General features: G+C 71.3%; 17 protein-coding genes. 3 read left to right on the forward strand and 14 right to left on the reverse strand.

Going from position 1 to position 16966, the window contains the following annotated elements; genetic code table 11:
- Positions 1–138: 138 nt before the first annotated feature.
- The 3 genes from AC5P09_RS40725 to AC5P09_RS40735 all read right to left on the reverse strand — a co-directional run bounded on the left by AC5P09_RS40725 (position 139) and on the right by AC5P09_RS40735 (position 5066).
- A complete protein-coding gene (locus tag AC5P09_RS40725; RefSeq protein WP_493878743.1) occupies positions 139–1503 on the reverse strand; it encodes a carbohydrate-binding protein in 1365 nt (454 codons plus the stop codon).
- A gap of 193 nt (positions 1504–1696) precedes the next feature.
- Positions 1697–3364, reverse strand: a complete 1668-nt coding sequence (locus AC5P09_RS40730; protein WP_493878744.1) for an alkaline phosphatase D family protein — start codon at positions 3362–3364, stop codon at positions 1697–1699.
- 274 nt (positions 3365–3638) lie between these two features.
- Entirely contained in the window at positions 3639–5066 is a 1428-nt protein-coding gene (locus tag AC5P09_RS40735; RefSeq protein WP_493878745.1) for a hypothetical protein, read from the reverse strand.
- 251 nt (positions 5067–5317) lie between these two features.
- Between AC5P09_RS40735 and AC5P09_RS40740 the strand changes: the two genes are divergently transcribed.
- Positions 5318–7144 carry a DUF8508 domain-containing protein gene (locus AC5P09_RS40740; protein WP_493878746.1) on the forward strand — a complete coding sequence of 609 codons (1827 nt, stop codon included), beginning with the start codon at positions 5318–5320 and terminating at the stop codon, positions 7142–7144.
- Positions 7145–7168: 24 nt separating this feature from the next.
- Here the strand turns inward: AC5P09_RS40740 and AC5P09_RS40745 are convergent, their stop codons facing one another.
- The 3 genes from AC5P09_RS40745 to AC5P09_RS40755 all read right to left on the reverse strand — a co-directional run bounded on the left by AC5P09_RS40745 (position 7169) and on the right by AC5P09_RS40755 (position 9363).
- Entirely contained in the window at positions 7169–7912 is a 744-nt protein-coding gene (locus AC5P09_RS40745) for an SRPBCC family protein (RefSeq protein ID WP_493878747.1), read from the reverse strand.
- 25 nt (positions 7913–7937) lie between these two features.
- Positions 7938–8570 (reverse strand): ArsR/SmtB family transcription factor, encoded by a 633-nt coding sequence (locus AC5P09_RS40750; RefSeq protein WP_493878748.1) that lies wholly within the window; start codon positions 8568–8570, stop codon positions 7938–7940.
- 70 nt (positions 8571–8640) lie between these two features.
- Positions 8641–9363, reverse strand: coding sequence for an antibiotic biosynthesis monooxygenase (locus AC5P09_RS40755; protein ID WP_493878749.1), 723 nt, complete (start codon positions 9361–9363; stop codon positions 8641–8643).
- A gap of 113 nt (positions 9364–9476) precedes the next feature.
- Here AC5P09_RS40755 and AC5P09_RS40760 point away from each other — a divergent pair, with 113 nt between their 5' ends.
- Positions 9477–10493, forward strand: coding sequence for a YihY/virulence factor BrkB family protein (locus AC5P09_RS40760; protein WP_493878750.1), 1017 nt, complete (start codon positions 9477–9479; stop codon positions 10491–10493).
- A gap of 338 nt (positions 10494–10831) precedes the next feature.
- Here AC5P09_RS40760 and AC5P09_RS40765 read toward each other — a convergent pair whose 3' ends face one another.
- Genes AC5P09_RS40765 through AC5P09_RS40780 form a run of 4 tightly spaced genes read right to left on the reverse strand, consistent with a single transcriptional unit; the run spans position 10832 to position 12537 of the window.
- A complete protein-coding gene (locus tag AC5P09_RS40765) occupies positions 10832–11224 on the reverse strand; it encodes a DUF3618 domain-containing protein (protein ID WP_493878751.1) in 393 nt (130 codons plus the stop codon).
- Entirely contained in the window at positions 11221–11640 is a 420-nt protein-coding gene (locus AC5P09_RS40770; RefSeq protein WP_493878752.1) for a phage holin family protein, read from the reverse strand. Before AC5P09_RS40770 ends, AC5P09_RS40765 begins: the two co-directional genes overlap by 4 nt.
- 52 nt (positions 11641–11692) lie before the next feature.
- Positions 11693–12403, reverse strand: a complete 711-nt coding sequence (locus AC5P09_RS40775) for a hypothetical protein (protein WP_493878753.1) — start codon at positions 12401–12403, stop codon at positions 11693–11695.
- The gene (locus tag AC5P09_RS40780; protein WP_493878754.1) at positions 12400–12537 is read right to left on the reverse strand and encodes a hypothetical protein; all 138 of its coding nucleotides are present in this window, start codon (positions 12535–12537) and stop codon (positions 12400–12402) included. The genes AC5P09_RS40775 and AC5P09_RS40780 overlap by 4 nt, the downstream gene beginning before the upstream one ends.
- 177 nt (positions 12538–12714) lie before the next feature.
- Here AC5P09_RS40780 and dapA point away from each other — a divergent pair, with 177 nt between their 5' ends.
- On the forward strand, positions 12715–13605 hold the full coding sequence (gene dapA / locus AC5P09_RS40785; RefSeq protein ID WP_493878755.1) for a 4-hydroxy-tetrahydrodipicolinate synthase: 891 nt from the start codon (positions 12715–12717) through the stop codon (positions 13603–13605).
- A gap of 14 nt (positions 13606–13619) precedes the next feature.
- On the opposite strand, the gene AC5P09_RS40790 is transcribed toward dapA, so the two are convergent.
- The 4 genes from AC5P09_RS40790 to dapD all read right to left on the reverse strand — a co-directional run bounded on the left by AC5P09_RS40790 (position 13620) and on the right by dapD (position 16920).
- Positions 13620–14840 carry a WD40 repeat domain-containing protein gene (locus AC5P09_RS40790; protein WP_493878756.1) on the reverse strand — a complete coding sequence of 407 codons (1221 nt, stop codon included), beginning with the start codon at positions 14838–14840 and terminating at the stop codon, positions 13620–13622.
- A complete protein-coding gene (locus AC5P09_RS40795) occupies positions 14837–15397 on the reverse strand; it encodes a SigE family RNA polymerase sigma factor (protein ID WP_493878757.1) in 561 nt (186 codons plus the stop codon). Before AC5P09_RS40795 ends, AC5P09_RS40790 begins: the two co-directional genes overlap by 4 nt.
- 194 nt (positions 15398–15591) lie before the next feature.
- Positions 15592–15816 (reverse strand): hypothetical protein, encoded by a 225-nt coding sequence (locus AC5P09_RS40800; RefSeq protein ID WP_266441571.1) that lies wholly within the window; start codon positions 15814–15816, stop codon positions 15592–15594.
- Positions 15817–15930: 114 nt separating this feature from the next.
- On the reverse strand, positions 15931–16920 hold the full coding sequence (dapD, locus tag AC5P09_RS40805) for a 2,3,4,5-tetrahydropyridine-2,6-dicarboxylate N-succinyltransferase (RefSeq protein WP_493878758.1): 990 nt from the start codon (positions 16918–16920) through the stop codon (positions 15931–15933).
- Between the last annotated feature and the right edge of the window lie 46 nt (positions 16921–16966).

Below are 16966 nucleotides of genomic sequence, written 5' to 3' on the forward strand. Positions count from 1 at the left end.
GCTCCGCCCCCACCAGGGCCACCCGCACCCGACCACGAAAGCCGCACCGGCGGTGCGGGTGGGAACCCAAAAAACCCTGCCGCGCGCCGTTTGCCCCCCCCCCCCCCCCCCCCCCCCGCCGCGGCATCGTCGTGGTCGTCAAACGCGCTGCCACAGGGCCGGAGTGAGGGCGGGCTGCCACGCGCCCTGCGCCTGATGCGCCTGCAGGCACTGGTAGGAGACGCCGTCGTACGTCACCCGCGCGCCGACCTCGTAGACCTGACCCACGGCCCAGCCACCCGCCTGGCCGTCCTGGGGGGCCTGGGTACCGCTCTCGGCCGCCCCGGTCTTGAGGGTGAGGCCGTAGGCGCTGAGCACCGGGTTGATCGGCTGGTAGTAGGTCGTTCCGCCGCTCGTGCAGTCGCCGGAGCCCCCCGACGTGACGCCCTGGGCCTGGGTTCCCGAGATGTAGGAGCCGCCGGAGTCGCCCGGCTCGGCGCACACCGTGGTGCGGGTCACGCCGTCGACGGTGCCCTCGGAATAGCTGACGCTGGTGTCGTGCTGCTCGATCGTTCCGCAGTGCCAGCCGGTGGTCGACCCGGACCGGCAGACCGCGGCGCCCGCCAGGGCCTTCACCGAGCCGGCGGTCTGCACGTTCTCGTCACCCTCCCCCTTGACGGCGGGCGTTGCGGTCCAGTCGCTGTTGACGCCCACCCACGCCATGTCCAGGCCGGGGAAGACGGAGTTCTGGAAGGTGCCCTGGGCGACCTTGTTGAAGCCGGTCGTCTTGGCGCCCGCCTTGCCGCAGTGACCGGCTGTGGCGAAGCCCTGCTGCTCGCCCTTGGTGATGGAGAATCCCACGGAGCAACGGGCCTGGTCGTCGATGTAGAAGGCGTCACCGCCCCGTACGTCGTGCAGGGCGCGAGGCCGCTCCGCCGACACCTTGACGTCCACGAGCCCAGCGGCGACTCCGGCGTCGGCGATGAGCGTGTCCGCGGCGGCACGGCTCGTCGCCTGGACCGTCACCCGGTTGGTCCGTACGTCGATGTACCGCACCGGCGTGTCGAGGGCCTTGCCGGTCACGGCGCCGTCCAGCTTCTTCTTGGCCTTCCTCAGGTCCTCCAGCGCGGTCTTGACGACCGCCGCCTTCGCCCCGCCGGCCTCGATGGCGGGGACGTCCGCGGCGTCGGTGGTCGCGACGGTCAGGTCGGCGGAGGTCGCGCCGCTCACCCATGCTCCCGCGAAGTGCTTGCCCAGCGCGTTCTGGAGCCGGCCGGCGCGCGTGCCCGCCTCGGCCTCGTTCACCAGGCGCGTCCTGGCCTGTGTGTCCGTCAGGCCCAGGTCGCGCACCAACGCGCGCAGGACTGCGGGCGACGGCTTGTCGGCGCCGAGCGTCTCGGCGGCGGAGGGTGCCGGTGTCGGCGCGGGGGGCTCGGCGGCCGCGGCTTGGGGCAGCCCCGCGAGCACGAGCGCGCCGAGCACCGTCAAGGCGGCACAGCAGGCTCCGGCGTGTCTGTGGACCATCAGGCGTCTCCTCGGGTTTCGGTGGCAGAAGGGCCTCGAAAACCTAGGTTTTGCCGAAGAGGGCTCAGAAGATGTCCGGTTCCCGTCCGTTCCGCGCATTGGACGACATGAAGGGCCCGCCCGGCGGAGTACCGGATGCTGACGGGCCGACACCCCGGTACGGGTGTCGGCCCGTCAGCATCCGGTACCGGTGTCACGCGGGCTTGAGTCCGGGGTTACCGGCCTCGGTCACGAAGGACGCGGCGGTCGTGATCGGCGCGCCCGGCGTCGTCACGGCGGACACGGTCCTGAAGTCGGCCCGCGCCTTCAGGCGGTCCAGTACGACCCTCACATAGCCGCGCCGCCCGTCGTAGAACTTCAGATGCGGGTTGGCCTTGAGGTAGGTGTCCCAGGTGGGTGGCCTCTCGGCGCCGTCCCGGCCGCTCGCCACCGACGTGGCGACGATCTCCGTGCCCAGGGTCCTGGACGCCGGATCGTCGAAGTCGTCCTTGATGTCGAAGGCGTACCCGACGTGCACGTCCCCGGTCATCACCACCAGGTTCTCGACCCCGGCCGATTTCGCGCCGTCGAGGATCCGCCGACGCGAGGCCCGGTAGCCGTCCCAGGCGTCCATGGACGTCTTCGCCTCCGCGTTGAGGTCGAGTTTGCGCTGGGAGAAGCAGACCTGTTGCGACATCACGTTCCACAGGGCCTCGGAGGCGCGCCAGCCGTCGATCAGCCAGCTCTCCTGCGCCGCCCCCGTCATGGTGCGTGTCGGGTCGTCCACCTCGGGGCCGAGGACGACGTGTTTGGCGTCGCCGTACAACTGGTCGGAGCGGTACTGGCGGGTGTCGAGGACGTCGAACTGGGCGAGCGTTCCCCAGTGGAGCCGGCGGTAGAGCTGCATGTCCGGGCCGCTGGGCAGCTGTGCGTTGCGCAGCGGATGGTTCTCCCAGTGCGCCCGGTAGGCGGCGGCGCGGCGCAGCAGGAACGTCTCCGGCGGGTCGTTGTTCTCGCTGATGGCGCCCGCGTAGTTGTTCTCGGTCTCGTGGTCGTCCCAGGTGACGACGAAGGGGTGGGCCGCGTGGACCGCCCGCAGGTCCGGGTCGCTCTTGTAGAGGGCGTAGCGCAGCCGGTGGTCCTCCAGGGTCGTGGCCTCGTGGTTGAAGAGGTCGGGCAGCTTGCGGTCGGTGTAGTTCCGGTGGCCGCCCACGGAGTTCACGGCGTACTCGTACAGGTAGTCGCCGAGATGGAACACCACGTCGACGTCGTCCTGGGCGAGATGGCGGTGCACCGTGTAGTACCCGTCGAAGTAGGCCTGGCAGGCGACGGCGGCGTAGGTGAGCGTCGCGGCGGCGGCCGTGGTGGCGGGCGCCGTGCGGGTGCGGCCCGTCTCGCTGATCCAGGTTCCGGCCTTGAACCGGTAGTAGTAGACACGGTCGGGGTCGAGGCCGTCGACCTCGACGTGCAGGCTGTGGTTGTACTCGGGATAGGCGATGGCGACGCCTGTGCGGACGGTCAGGGCGAAGCGTTCGTCGGTGGCCACCTCCCACTGGACGGCGACGTACCGCCCGGGCAGACCGCCGTCCGCCTGGTACGGGGCGGGGGCGAGCCGCGTCCACAGCAGTACGGAGTGGGGCAGCGGGTCTCCGGAGGCGATGCCGAGCGTGAACGGGTCGCTGGAGATCCTCGCCGCGTCGAGCTCGGAGGAGCCCGCCGCGCCCCGGGCCGGCAGGTTGGTGGTGAAGGCGAGGGCGGCGGCCGCCGCGGCGATCGTGAAGAAGCGGCGCCGCCCGAAGTGCGGTGCTGCGGCACGCAGTTCGAGGTCGTGTCGAGAAGAAGTGTGGTGCAGCAGCGATCTACGACGGCCTGATGAGGCCATGTGGCCTCCTCTCGCGGTTGATTGCACGCAGGACCTGTGCGCCACGTACGACAAAGTCGCAGGAAGCAGATTTCTGAATGCTAATCAGATATAGGTCGCAATTGCGGCAGGTGCGAGTTCCCGAGAGCGTCGGGCCGTGTGTGCGAGCGTCTGTCCGGGCCGTCCGTCCGGGCCGTCCGTCCGGGCGTCAGGCCGCGGAAAAGGCGGCCGGAGCCCCGATGTGCGGGCCCCGGCCGCCTCCGGCCGAGCATGGACCGCCGAGCGGTCCCTCGGCTCAACCCCCTTGCTGCGACCGCGCCTTGAACGCGGCCTTCCGTGCTTCCTTCGCGATCCTCTTGTCGGGGTGCAGCCGCCCCATCGCCTCCAGCACGTCCGCCGTGGCGGGGTGGTCGACCCGCCAGGCCGCCGCGAAGAACCCGCTGTGCTGCTGGGCCAGTCCCTCGACCAGCCCCCTCAGCTCGTCGGAGTTGCCCTCCGCCGCGAGCTGCGCGGCGAGCGTGTCGACGGTCAGCCAGAACACCAGGTCCTCGGAGGGTGCCGGCACCTCGGAGGCGCCCCGCTCGGCCAGCCAGACCCGGGCCAGTCCGCCGAGCTCGGGGTCGTCGAGGACCTCGCGCAGGGCCGGCTCGTCCTCGTTGCCCACCAGGGACAGCGCCTGCTGGCAGCGCAGTCGCCTGAGCGGCGCCCCGGCGTCCAGGCCCCGCGCCGCCGCCAGCAACTCCCGCGCGGCGGCGAGGGATTCACGGCGCGCCAGCCACTGCTCGGTCTCGGCCTGGGCGGCGGTGGGCGGGAAGGCGGCCGTGCCGTCGAGCAGCGCGTCGGCGCCCTTGTCGGCGAGGTCGCCGACCGCGGGTGCCTCGAACCCGGCCTCCAGGAGCCGGGCCCTGAGCCCGTAGAGGCCGAGCGGGGTGAGCCGGACCATGCCGTAGCGGGAGACGTCGGTCTCGTCGACCGGGGAGGCGGGCTCCTCGTCGGTGTCGGCCATCAGCGCCTCGTCGACGGGCTGGTATGCCACGAGCCCGACCGGCTCAAGGAGCCGGAACTGGTCGTCGAGCCGCATCATCGCGTCGGAGACCTGCTCCAGCACGTCGTTGGTGGGCTCGCCCATGTCGCTGGGGACGATCATCGAGGCGGCCAGCGCGGGCAGCGGCACGAATGCCCTGCCGGGCCTCTCCTCGCCGGCGGTGAGGAGGTAGAGGTTGCCGAGCACGCCGTCCAGGAACTCGGCCTCGGCCTCCGGGTCCCAGTCCAGGGACGAGAAGTCGACCTCGCCCCCCGCGTCCATCGCGCCGACCAGGTCGTCCAGGTCGGGCCCGCTCGCGTCGGCGAGCACGGTCTCCAGCGCCGCCAGCCACACACCGAGCACGTCGTGCGGGGCGCCGCCGGTGAGCACGGCCAGTTCCTCACCCGCGGCGACGGTGCCGGCTTCCTCGTCGACGACCTCGACGAGCCCGGTGTCGACGGCGACCCGCCAGGCCTCGCTCGCGTACGCCGCCGCGTCGTCCCCGCTCAGCCCGAGCACCTCGGCCGCCTCGGGCAGCTGCTCTTCGACGAGCCCGCCCCCGGCGTCGATCCGCGTCGTCGGCCCGGCCCAGCGGGCGAGCCGCGCGGCCCGTGACAGCAGCGGCGTGGACAGGGCGTCCCGCGCCAGCTCCGCTTCGGGGTGCAGCCGCACCGGCGGCAGTGGGGAGCTGTCTGACATCGGCTGGTTCTCCTAGAGGCGCGTCGTACCACTCAGCCGCTCAGCCTAGACCGCTTTCCACCCATGCCGCCCGGTTCATCTCCCGGTCCGGGGCCGTACATGGCTGAAACCTTGACAAGTGGCCTGACCAGGCACGAGATTGACGCGCGTAGAAGCCGGGGGACAGGTGTTCACTCGCTTCTACGCGCGTCATACGCGCCTTTCGCTTCACCCTCGTCCCGGCGCCCATGTACGTCCCCGGAGGGATCCCGTTGCCGAGCAAGTCTTCCGTGCGTCTCGCCGCGCTCACCGTCGCCGCCGTCTGTTCCGCGGCCTCCACCGTCGTACTCACCTCGCCCGCGCACGCGGCGGCCGTGAGCATCCATGACATCCAGGGCACGACCCGGATATCCCCGTACGCCGGCCAGGCGGTCACGGATGTGGCCGGAATCGTCACCGGCGTGCGCACCTACGGCTCCTCCAGAGGCTTCTGGATCCAGGACCCGAACCCGGACGCCGACCCCGCCACCAGCGAGGGCGTCTTCGTCTTCACCAGCTCCACCCCGAAGGTCGCGGTCGGCGACGCGGTGACCGTGTCCGGCACGATCACGGAGTTCGTCCCGGGCGGCGCCGCCTCCGGCAACCAGGCGGTGACCGAGATCGTCCGCCCGACGGTGACGGTCGTCTCCAGCGGCAACGCGGTCCCGGCCGCCACCGTCGTCGACGCCAGGTCGGTGCCGAGCGCCTACGCCCCGGCCGGCGACACCGCCGCGAGCGGCTCGGTCAACGCTCTGACCCTGCGTCCGTCGAAGTACGCCCTGGACTACTACGAGTCCCTGGAGGGCATGAACGTCCAGGTCTCCGACACCCGCGTGGTCGGCGCCACCGACCCGTTCACCGAGCTGTGGGTCACGGTGAAGCCGCGCGAGAACAGCAACCGCCGCGGCGGCACGGTCTACGGCTCCTACGAGTCGCAGAACACCGGCCGGCTCCAGATCCAGTCCCTGGGCGCGACCGCCGACTTCCCGAAGGCGAACGTCGGCGACGTCCTCACCGGCGCCACCGCCGGCCCGCTGGACTACAACCAGTTCGGCGGCTACACCCTCGTCGCCAACCGGATCGGCACGCTGAAGAGCGCCGGGCTCGCGCGGGAGACCACCGAGAAGCAGAAGAACGGCGAGCTTGCGGTCGCGACGTACAACGTCGAGAACCTCGACCCGTCCGACGCCTCCTTCGAGGAGCACGCCGCCGCGATCGTGCACAACCTCCAGTCGCCCGACATCGTGTCCCTGGAGGAGATCCAGGACAACAACGGCGCGAAGAACGACGGCACGGTCGCGGCCGACCTGACGGTGACCAAGCTGATCGACGCGATCGCCGCGGCCGGCGGCCCGACGTACGACTGGCGCTCCATCGACCCGGCGAACAACACCGACGGCGGCGAGCCGGGCGGCAACATCCGCCAGGTGTTCCTGTTCAACCCGGAGCGGGTCTCCTTCACCGACCGCGCGGGCGGCGACGCCACCACCGCCGCCGGCGTCACCAAGGAGCACGGCAAGGCCGCGCTGACGGTCTCCCCCGGCCGGATCGACCCGGCGAACACCGCCTGGGCGAGCAGCCGCAAGCCGCTGGCCGGCGAGTTCTCCTTCCGTGGCCGGACGGTCTTCGTGATCGCCAACCACTTCAACTCCAAGGGCGGCGACCAGGCTCTGACCTCGCAGTACCAGCCGCCGGCGCGCAGCTCGGAGACCCAGCGCGCCCTCCAGGCGACCGCGGTGAACGGGTTCGTCAAGGAGATCCTGGCCACCCAGAAGAACGCGGACGTCGTCACCCTCGGTGACATCAACGACTTCGAGTTCTCCGGCACCACCGAGATCCTGGAGAGCGACGGCGCGCTCTGGTCGGCGATCAAGTCGCTGCCGAAGAGCGAGCGTTACTCGTACGTCTACCAGGGCAACGCCCAGGTCCTCGACCAGATCCTGGTCAGTCCGTCGATCCGGCGTTCGTGCGACTTCGAGTACGACAGCGTGCACATCAACGCGGAGTTCAACGACCAGATCAGCGACCACGACCCGCAGGTGCTGCGGTTCAAGCCGTAGTCGCCGACCGTCGGTCGCAGTGCTCTACCGGGGCTGGCTGAACACCTTGTCCAGCCAGCCCTTCCAGGCGGTCTCGACCGCCTCCGCGTCCGCGCCCGGCGCGAAGTCGTGGACGCTGATCCCGACCGGGTAAGCCCAGTGGTCGCGCCCGAAGACGCGGATCAGGGCGCCATCGGTGCGCAGCCCGAGGAAGTACGGGTTGCGGAAGTCGACCTCGGCGTCGAGGAGTTGGTCCTCGGGGCCGCGGACCCGCACCCGCGCCCCCTCGGCGGTGTCGTCCGCGAGGCCGAGCGCCCGGCCGACGGCGGCGAAGGAACCGGTGGCCTTGGAGGCGTCGGGTCCGTCGAAGGTGGCGAAGGCGGCCGTGCGGGGCGCGAAGTGGACCAGATACTGGCGCAGGGTCGCCATGTAGAAGTCGGTGTGCTTGGCGGCGCCGTCGTACTGGTTGTCCCAGTCGTCGACGAAGATCCCGCTGTGCACGTACCGCACCCAGGCACGCCGGCCCTCGTCGCGCGGCTCGATGGTGTAGTCGAGCTGGTTGAGGGTCTGCTCGGAGATGCCCTCGACGTTCTCGACGCGGTTGGTGTAGCGGTGCGGCGGGTCCCAGGCGGTGACCGTGGACCCGAAGGGTCCCTTGCCGCCCTCGCGCGGCTCCGGGGGCTCCATCGGCCACAGCCAGCCGCCGGTCTGGGCGGTGACGGCCTCCCAGACCTCCTCCGGTGAGGCATCGACCTCAAACTCGCGGGCGATCTCGAATTCCTTGGACATGGTGGGCTCCTGAGTACGGACTGGTCTAGCTGTCGATTTCCGGGACGGGTTCCGGGACGGGCCGGTCCTCGACCGTGGGCTTGAGCGTGGGATGGACGGCCACGACGATCCGGTGATCACGGCCGTCCTCGGTGTCCGGAGCGTCGTACTTGCGGATCAACGCGGTGATTCCCGCCGTCAGCTCCTGGATGAACGCGGCCCGGTCGGCGGCCGAGGCGAAGCGGACCTCGCCGTCGAGCGCGTACGTCGCCAGCCGCTTGCGGGCCTTCGTCGCGCCGGTGATCAGCGAGCCGACGTCCCGGACGAGCCGGGCGCCGAGCGCGAGCAGCCAGCGCGCGGAGAGCTGGTCCCGGAAGCGGTCCGGGTCCGGCTGCACGGCGGCGAGCGCGAGCGGTGAGATGACGTACGACGCGGCGGTCGCCCGCATCAGCCGCTCCGTGACGTTGCCCTTGCGGCGCTCGCCGGCCAGCTCGACCAGGCCGTGCCGCTCCAGGGTCTTCAGGTGGTAGTTGACCTTCTGCCGGGGCAGTCCGACCTTGCCGGCCAGCATCGCAGCCGAGGCGGGGCCTGCGGCCAGCTCGGCGAGCAGCCGGGCCCTTATTGGGTCCAGGGAGGCGGCTGCGGCCTCGGGATCCTCGATCACGGTCACGTCCAGCATGGGTCCACCGTCTCACCGAAAACTTTTTTTGTCCAGACTCATTGAGTCGTCGGATAGACCTGGGTTGATCTCACTGGGGCACGAGACCGAGGGCGTGGTCGTAGCGCCTGCCCGTGAAGCCCCGCACGCCCGGGTACGTCCGCACCCGCTCCCACTCCTCGTCGACGGGCACGGTGAGGGCCTTGTCGTAGGCCTGAGGGGTCTCCCACTCCGCGTAGTTGAGGACGTGGGTGCCGTCGGTGGACAGATGGAAGTGGGCGGCGATCAGTCCGCGGTGGGCGACCGGGCCGGGGGCGGTGCGCAGCAGGAGGTCGATCCAGTCCCGGCGCCGCTCGGCCGCACCCGGCTCGAAGTCGATCCGCACGGTCACGATCAGCCCCGGCACACGCTGGTCGCAGGCGGCACGCTCTTCGCCGCGGTAGTACCGGTACCGGTCGAGTGCGACGCGCTCGATGCCCGGGACGGCGGTGTCGATCTCGTCGTTGCGTTCCTGCCGGTGGGCCCGCGGCGAAGCCGCTGTTGGATGCAGCACGAAGGCCTCGTAGGCCGACTCGCTCGCCCACTGCGAATGGTGCATCAGCGTCTCGCCGTCGTGCCCGGTGTAGACGTGGTAGCCGAGCAGGCCGTCGGCGGGCCAGGGCCGGCGCTCCCAGGTGTGCGCGATCGCCTCGACGGCCTGCTTCTGCCGCTCGGGGGTGCCCACACGCCAGGTGCTGAAGAGGGCGGCGCCGACATCGGGCCGGGTGAGGTCGGGGTGGGTGTCGGTGCGGCGGGTGTCGGTGCGGCGGGTCACGGCGGGCCTCCGTCGGTCGGTACGGGATGCGTGCACCGCCCACCCTTCAACCTCAACCAAGATTCAGGTCAAGTACCCGATTTGAGCGGCGAATTCGGGAGACCCGGCTGGTCATGGACGAGAAGGCCCAGAGGGCCGAGACGGTGGAGCAGGGCGAGCCGGCCGGGATGCACGAGACGGCCGGGACGGACAGCCCTTCCGAGTTGCCCGCGCGGTCGTGGCGGGCGGTGGTGGGGCGCACGTTCAAGGAGTTGCTGGACGACGAACTCTCCGACCGTGCGGCCGCGTTGACGTACTACGGCGTGCTGTCGCTCTTCCCGGCGCTGCTGGTGATGGTGTCCCTGCTGGGTGTGGTCGGACAGCGCGCCACGGACAAGATCCTCGACAACATCGGGGACCTCGCCCCCGGCCCCGCCCGGGACGTCCTGCGGGACGCGGTGGTCCAGCTCGGCGACAGCGGCGGCACCGGCAGCGTGCTGGCCGTCCTCGGCCTGCTCTTCGCCCTGTGGTCGGCGTCCGGGTATGTCGCCGCGTTCATTCGCGCGTCCAACGCGGTGTACGACCTTCCGGAGGGCCGCCCGGTGTGGAAGCTCACGCCGCTGAGGCTGGCGCTGACCGTGGTGCTGATGCTGATGCTGGCCGCGAGCGCGCTGATCGTGGTGTTCACGGGGCCGCTGGCCGAGCGGGCCGGCACGACGATCGGGCTCGGTGACGAGGCGATCGCGGTGTGGGACGTCGCGAAGTGGCCGGTACTGCTTCTGTTGGTGGTCCTGATGATCGCCCTGCTGTACTGGGCCGCCCCCAACGTCCGTGGCCGCGGCTTCCGTTGGATCTCCCCCGGCAGCGTCCTCGCCACGCTGATCTGGCTGGCCGCGTCCGCGGGTTTCGCCGTGTACGCGTCCAACTTCGGCTCGTACAACAAGACGTACGGCACGCTCGCGGGCGCCATCGTCTTCCTCGTCTGGCTCTGGCTGACCAACATGGCGATCCTCCTGGGCCTGGAGTTCGACGCGGAACTGGCACGCGAGCGAGCGATCACGGGCGGCCGCCCGCCGACGGAGGAGCCGTACGTGGAGCCGAGGGACACGAGGAAGTGGCCGGCGAGGTTGCGGGCGGCGCGGGGGAAGTGACGGGGGCGGCGGGGCACCACCTCACCACTCAGCCGACCGAGCAGTCGGTCCAGCGCCCAGCCGCCCTTCCCCACAGCCCACCGAGACGAGACCGGCCGGCGCCTGACCCCACCTCCCCCAGCCAACCGAGTCGCCACGACGAAACCCCACGCCACAGCCGACCGAAGCCGACCGAGCAGTCGGTCCAGCGCCAAACCTCGCCCCACAGCCAACCGAGTCGGGTGGGGGGTGGGCAAAGGCCGGGGGTCTGGGGGCGGAGCCCTCAGGGACGGTCACGCAGACGCCGGGCGCCGAAGTCACCCACCTCAAGGGCAACCCCGGCGCCCGCACCCGCACCGTCACCGCCCGTGACGCCGCCGCACCACCTCTCCGACGACCACCACACCCACCGCCGCCGCCCCCAGAACCAGCACCGGCCGCGGATGCCGCACCCCGACCTGCACGGCGGAGCGAACCGGCCCGGGCAGGCTGTGCTCAACGGCATGCCCCGCATGACTCGCCCGGTCCTGGACCGTATGCCCGGCCTGCGCCGCACTGCTGCGCAGCTGCACCGTCATCGCGCCCGCCTTGTCGCGGAGGTCGGCGGCCCGTGCCCGCGCACGCCCCTTGACGTCGACCTTGCCGGCCAGCTCCTCCACGGTGTCGCCGAGTTCGCTCCGCGTCCGCTCGATCTGCCGACGCAGCTCGTCGGGCCCCTTGGCGCCGGCCTCGTGCGCTGTCTTGTCCGTCATCGGTGCGCCCTTCCCCTGATCTCCTGGACGTCGGCCCTGACGCTGCCGAGCGCTTCCTCGGGCGTGGGCGGTGTGGCGCGGCGCAGCTGGGCGCGGCCGGTCACCGCGAGCAGGCCCGCGAGCGCGAACAGGACGGCCGTCACGATGAGCGCCGCCGCCCAGACGGGCAGTACCAGCGAGAGCGCGGCGGCACCCGTGGCGGCCAGGGCGAGGAAGCCGGCGTAGGCGACAGCGCCCGCGGCGCCGAGCAGCCCACCGCCGCGCCCCGCGCGACGGCCCTTCTGCGCAAGCTCCTCCTTGGCGAGGGCCACTTCCTGTCGTACCAGCCGGGAGACCTGTTCGGTGGCCTGTCCGACGAGGTCGCCGACCGAATGATGTTCGTCATGTACGGGCCTGGGGGCCATGGTCCCGGTCACGGTTCCGCCTCCTCTCGGTATCGGAACCCCCGGGTACCCTGACCGGCCCTCGCTACCCCTGCGGCCCGCCTCCGGGACCGCGCTCGCCGAGCCGGGCCAGCTGGCTCTGGAACCAGTCGAGCCGGGCCTGCAACAGGGCGGCCTCCGCAACGAGTTCGGGCACCCCGAATCCGCCGGGCACACCCGGGCCGGCGGCCGGCAGCAGCTCGTCCCCCGCCACCCGCAGGCCGTCCCCCGCCACCACCCGCAGCCGGTCCCCGGCCAGCCGGGCGAACCCGGCCAACGAGACGGACGTACGACCGCGCAGGCACCCCGCGCAGGAGGGAGCCAGCGCGTGCCAGCCCGGTCGGCCCCAGCCCGCGTCGGCCAGTGCCACCGCGATCGTGCCGCAGGCGCACGGGCCGACGGTGGCCGTGCGGACGCGCTGACGGGCGTACCGGAAGCCCCGCTCGAAGCGGAGGTAGCGGCCGAGTACGGAGACCTCGAGCAGGACGGCCGTACGGTGCTCGGCCGTGCACAGCAGTGCCTCGGCCGTCGTACGGTCGTGCACGCAGTGGAAGCCGCAGTCGCAGCGGCGGTGCGGTGCCTGGTGCCGCAGGCCGTAGACGCAGGACGCGTCGGCCAGGACTCCGTACGGCAGCGCGCCGCCCAGCGACACACCGGTGAACCCGGCCCGGGTGCCGTCCTGGGACAGCACCGGGTGGGCGATCTTGTATCCGGTCGGCGGCTCCGTCGGGCGTTCCTCGGGGAGCCGCAGCCTCATCGGGCGGCCGGGACCTCTTCGGGCGCCTTCAGTTCCTTGAGCTCCTCAGGGAGCTCGAGTTCTTCGGGTTCTTGACCGTGCACCTGCGGCCGCTCTTCCGCGACTCCGGTGGCGAGTGCCTTGCCGAGCTTCATGACGCCTCCCAATGACCTGGGGCCGATGACCGTCCTGGCCATGGTGACCCATGAGGGGCCGACTTGGACATAGGGCCTGGCACCTGCGCACAGACCGAGGACCCGTCAGTAGTCCTTATCAATACCTCGTAGAAGAATTAAGTGGAGCTTCACTGTCGGCGCGCCGAGACTACCCTCATGACGACACCTCGCCCCTTCGGCCGCGCCCTCTGCGCCATGATCACGCCCTTCACCGACGCGGGCGCGCTCGATCTCGACGGCGCGCAGCGGCTGGCCGACCGGCTGGTGACGGAAGGCTGCGACGGTCTCGTCCTGTCCGGGACGACGGGCGAGTCGCCGACCACGACGGACGCGGAGAAGGCCGCGCTCGTCACGGCCGTCCGGGAGGCGGTGGGCGGACGGGCGTCGATCGTCGCGGGTGTGGGCACCTTCGACACCCGGCACACCATTGAGCTGGCCCTGGCGGCCGAAAAGGCGGGCGCGGACGGTCTGTTGGTGGTCAGCCCGTACTACAGCAGGCCCCCGCAGGACGCGCTGGAGGCGCATTTCCGCGAGGTCGCGGACGCCTCCGGGCTGCCGCTCGTGCTGTACGACATCCCGGGGCGCACCGGCACCCGGATCGAGCCGGACACCCTGATCCGCCTCGCCGGGCACCCCCGCATCGTCGCGGTCAAGGACTGTTCCTACGACTTCCTCGGCGCCCAGAAGGTCCTGGACCGCACGGAGTTGGCGTACTACGCGGGCTGCGACGAACACAACCTCGCCCTCTACGCGGTGGGCGCCGCCGGATACGTCAGCACGGTCGCCAACGTGGTCCCGGCGCACCTCCGTGCGGTCCTCGACGCGTTCGAGGCGGGCGACACCCCCGTGGCCGCCCGCCTCCAGCAGCGGGCCACGCGGCTGATCGAGCCGATGATGTCGGCGGGCCTGCCCGGCACGGTCACTGCCAAGGCCCTCCTCAACGCACTCGACCTGCCCGCGGGCCCGGTCCGCGCACCGCTGCGGCCCGCCGACCGCGAGACGGTCGACGGGCTGCTGGCGGCGTACGAACAGTTCATGGCCTCCTGACCAGCGCCTTCTGATCAGCGTTCGGCGAAGACGGGCTCCCAGCGTCCGGCGTCTCCGTCGTTGCCCTTGCGGAAGTCGCTGAGCGGTACGACCTTGTCGCTGCCGATGGTGACCAGTACGAGCCGCTGGTGGAACTCGTTCTTGCCGCCGTTGGCGATGTCCCAGGCGATGAGAGACGTGTTGCCGACCCAGGCGAGCAACTGCTGTCCGTGGACCTCGGTCCTCTTGCCGGTCGCGGCGTCGAGGACCCAGGAGGAGGTCTTCCACTTCTCGCCCGCGAAGTCACCGGCGACGAGCCTGCCGTCGGGCGACTTCCCCGCGTCGACGTACCACGACAGGTGCTTGTCGCCCGCGGGCGCGGGGACCTCCTTACCCGTGAAGTCGTAGAACTGCTTGCCGATGTCGCCCATGGGGTTGCCCGCCCAGACGTACCTGCCGTCGCCGGTGAGGGCGAAGTCCTGGCGGGAGTTGAGGAAGCTTCCTGTGGGGTCCTCGGGGTCACCGCCGAGCCCGACCTCGGTCCAGGAGCCCTTGCCGGAGGCCACGTCGAGGACATGGAAACCGGTGCGGCTCGACGGCTGCTTCTGGTCCCAGCCGTCGGAACCCTCCATCTTGACCCGCAGGTCGGGGTTCTCGCCGTACGTCGTCGCGACCAGCTTGCGGCCGTCGCGCGAGAACGCGAGTCCGCCGACGGGGTGGTCGACGGCGATCCACCGCGCGACCTCGCCGGTGGTCAGGTCGAGCAGGCCGATGCGTGAGGCGGGCAGGTCCTGCTCCAGGACGGCGGCGGTCTTCATGCCGGGGGCCACGGCCACCCAGGACCACTTCGTGGTCTTCTCGTACCTGCCGGTCTTCTGGTCGAGCAGCCAGTAGGTGCGCTCGTAGACGGCGGTGTCGGCCGTTTTCCCGACGGTCTTCGGGATGAAGTACGCGGCCAGTTGGGTGTTCCCGGCGGAGATCAGCTCGCGTGGCGGCGACTGGTCCGGATGCGCGGTCACCTCGGTCTTCGGTACGACGTCCGCGGGGCGTACGTCGGTGCCCCGGCCCGAGTCCAGCATCGGCACGCCCACCGCGACGGCGAGCACGGCGGCCGTGGCGACGGCGGCGGTCGCGATCCGGCGCGTACGGCGGCGCCGGCGGAACGCCAGCACCCGGTCGGCGAACCCCGGCCGTGCCGGGGACTGTTCGGCGGCCTGCTCCCGCAGCGCGTCGCGCACGAGTTCCTCGACGTTCACGGCCGCACCTCCAGAGGCGAGTAGTCACGGGACGGCTGCCGCTCGGCGTCGGCCGGTCCCAGGGCGGCCAGTTCGGGCGCCAGCGAGCGCAGCCGGGCGAGGGAGCGGTGGGTGGTGGACCGTACGGTGCCCACGGTGCAGCCGAGGAGCCGGGCCACGTCGGCCTCGGGAAGGTCTTCGAAGTATCGCAGCACGAGCACGGTCCGCTGGCGGGCGGTGAGCCGCGACAGCGCCTCGCGCATCACGACACGCAGTTCGGCCGCAGCCGCCGCGTCGACGCTTCCCACGCCCGCCTCGGGCGGCTCGGCGACGCTGACCTCCCGTCTGCGCCACTTCAGCCGCCAGCGGCTGACCTGCTGGCGGTAGAGGATCCGGCGCACATAGGCCTCGGGCTCGTCGATCCGCTGCCACTTCCCGGCCGCCTTGGCGAGCGCCGTCTGCAGCAGGTCCTCACCGGCGTGCTGGTCTCCCCCGCAGAGCAGCACGGCCGTCTTCAGCAGCGCCGACGACCGGTTGTCCACGAACTCCCGGAAGCTCTCCAGCCCTTCGGCATTCATCGTCACCTTCTCTTCCCCGGCGGTCCCTGCGCTCCGCCCCCTGTCTTCCTTGTGACGCGTGCGACCGCCCGCCGCTATGCCACCCCGCCGAAGAATTTTCTGGAAGATCTCTCCGGAGGATTTTCCCGGCGGAAAGGGCCGGGGCCCGTACCGCACAGGTGTGCGGTACGGGCCCCGGCCCTCGGCGGGCGTGATCAGCGCCAGGTGTACCCGTCGCCGATCAGCAGCACGTGCTCCAGTACGTCCTCCATCGGATCGTCCACCTGGCCCACGTTGACCAGTCCGATCCGCGGGCCGTTGTGCGAGGCGCTGTTGGTCTCGTCCGCGTGCGCGGCCTGTGCCGGCAGCCCGCACACCACTGTCAGGGTCAGCGCCCCGGACAGCCACCGTGCCACGGTCCTCGCCCGCTCGTTCGTCATTGCGCGATCCCTCGTTCGTCGTTTCGGCGTCTGATCGGACACTGCGTCCACCCGTTCATCTGCCGAAACCACAAGAAGGTCACGCTGAGTAACCCATACGAGATCTTGAGATGGTCAGTTGTGGCTGTGGAGGATCTCGTTCAGACCGCCCCAGACCGCGTTGTTCGGGCGAGCCTCGACCGTGCCGGTGACCGAGTTGCGGCGGAACAGGATGTTCGAGGCCCCGGACAGCTCGCGCGCCTTGACGATCTGCCCGTCGGGCATGGTGACACGCGTGCCGGCGGTGACGTACAGGCCGGCCTCGACCACGCACTCGTCGCCGAGCGCGATGCCGACGCCCGCCTCGGCGCCGATCAGGCAGCGCTCGCCGATGGTGATGCGGACGTTGCCGCCGCCGGACAGGGTGCCCATGGTGGAGGCGCCGCCGCCGATGTCCGAGCCGTCGCCGATCACGACACCGGCGGAGATACGGCCCTCGACCATCGACGTGCCGAGCGTGCCGGCGTTGAAGTTGACGAAGCCCTCGTGCATGACGGTCGTGCCGTCGGCGAGGTGCGCGCCCAGGCGGACCCGGTCGGCGTCGGCGATGCGGACGCCCTTCGGGGCCACGTAGTCCGTCATGCGGGGGAACTTGTCGATCGAGGTGACCTGGAGGTGCAGGCCCTCGGCGCGGGCGTTCAGCCGCACCTTCTCGACGTCGTCCACGGCGACCGGGCCGAGCGAGGTCCAGGCGACGTTGGCGAGGTGGCCGAAGATGCCGTCCAGGCTCTGGCCGTGCGGCTGGACCAGGCGGTGCGAGAGCAGGTGCAGGCGCAGGTAGACGTCGTGCGCGTCGATCGGCTTGTCGTCGAGCGAGCCGATGACCGTACGGACCGCGACCACCTCGACGCCCCGGCGGGCATCCGGACCGAGCGCCGCGGTGGCGCCTGGGCCGAGCAGCTCCGCGGCACGCTCGGCGGACAGCCGCTCGGTGCCGGACGGGCCGGGCTCGGCGGTGAGCTCGGGCGCGGGAAACCAGGTGTCGAGGACGGTGCCGTCGGCGGCGATCGTGGCGAGGCCGGCGGCAACGGCGCCGGTGGTGCGAGGAGCAGTCGTGTCGGTCATAAGGGCAACCTAACGTGGCGGGGGGCGCCTGGGCGAACCGGTGCGC

The organism is Streptomyces sp. a15, assembly GCF_059026085.1.

Bases quoted from the DNA above. Each gene is read 5' to 3' on its own strand.
- AC5P09_RS40765 (WP_493878751.1), bottom strand. From the start codon at position 11,224: ATGACGGACAAGACAGCGCACGAGGCCGGCGCCAAGGGGCCCGACGAG.
- AC5P09_RS40745 (WP_493878747.1), bottom strand. From the start codon at position 7,912: ATGTCCAAGGAATTCGAGATCGCCCGCGAGTTTGAGGTCGATGCCTCA.
- dapA (WP_493878755.1), top strand. From the start codon at position 12,715: ATGACGACACCTCGCCCCTTCGGCCGCGCCCTCTGCGCCATGATCACG.
- dapD (WP_493878758.1), bottom strand. From the start codon at position 16,920: ATGACCGACACGACTGCTCCTCGCACCACCGGCGCCGTTGCCGCCGGC.
- AC5P09_RS40730 (WP_493878744.1), bottom strand. From the start codon at position 3,364: ATGGCCTCATCAGGCCGTCGTAGATCGCTGCTGCACCACACTTCTTCT.
- AC5P09_RS40795 (WP_493878757.1), bottom strand. From the start codon at position 15,397: ATGAATGCCGAAGGGCTGGAGAGCTTCCGGGAGTTCGTGGACAACCGG.
- AC5P09_RS40750 (WP_493878748.1), bottom strand. From the start codon at position 8,570: ATGCTGGACGTGACCGTGATCGAGGATCCCGAGGCCGCAGCCGCCTCC.
- AC5P09_RS40775 (WP_493878753.1), bottom strand. From the start codon at position 12,403: ATGAGGCTGCGGCTCCCCGAGGAACGCCCGACGGAGCCGCCGACCGGA.
- AC5P09_RS40735 (WP_493878745.1), bottom strand. From the start codon at position 5,066: ATGTCAGACAGCTCCCCACTGCCGCCGGTGCGGCTGCACCCCGAAGCG.
- AC5P09_RS40725 (WP_493878743.1), bottom strand. From the start codon at position 1,503: ATGGTCCACAGACACGCCGGAGCCTGCTGTGCCGCCTTGACGGTGCTC.
- AC5P09_RS40780 (WP_493878754.1), bottom strand. From the start codon at position 12,537: ATGAAGCTCGGCAAGGCACTCGCCACCGGAGTCGCGGAAGAGCGGCCG.
- AC5P09_RS40760 (WP_493878750.1), top strand. From the start codon at position 9,477: ATGGACGAGAAGGCCCAGAGGGCCGAGACGGTGGAGCAGGGCGAGCCG.
- AC5P09_RS40800 (WP_266441571.1), bottom strand. From the start codon at position 15,816: ATGACGAACGAGCGGGCGAGGACCGTGGCACGGTGGCTGTCCGGGGCG.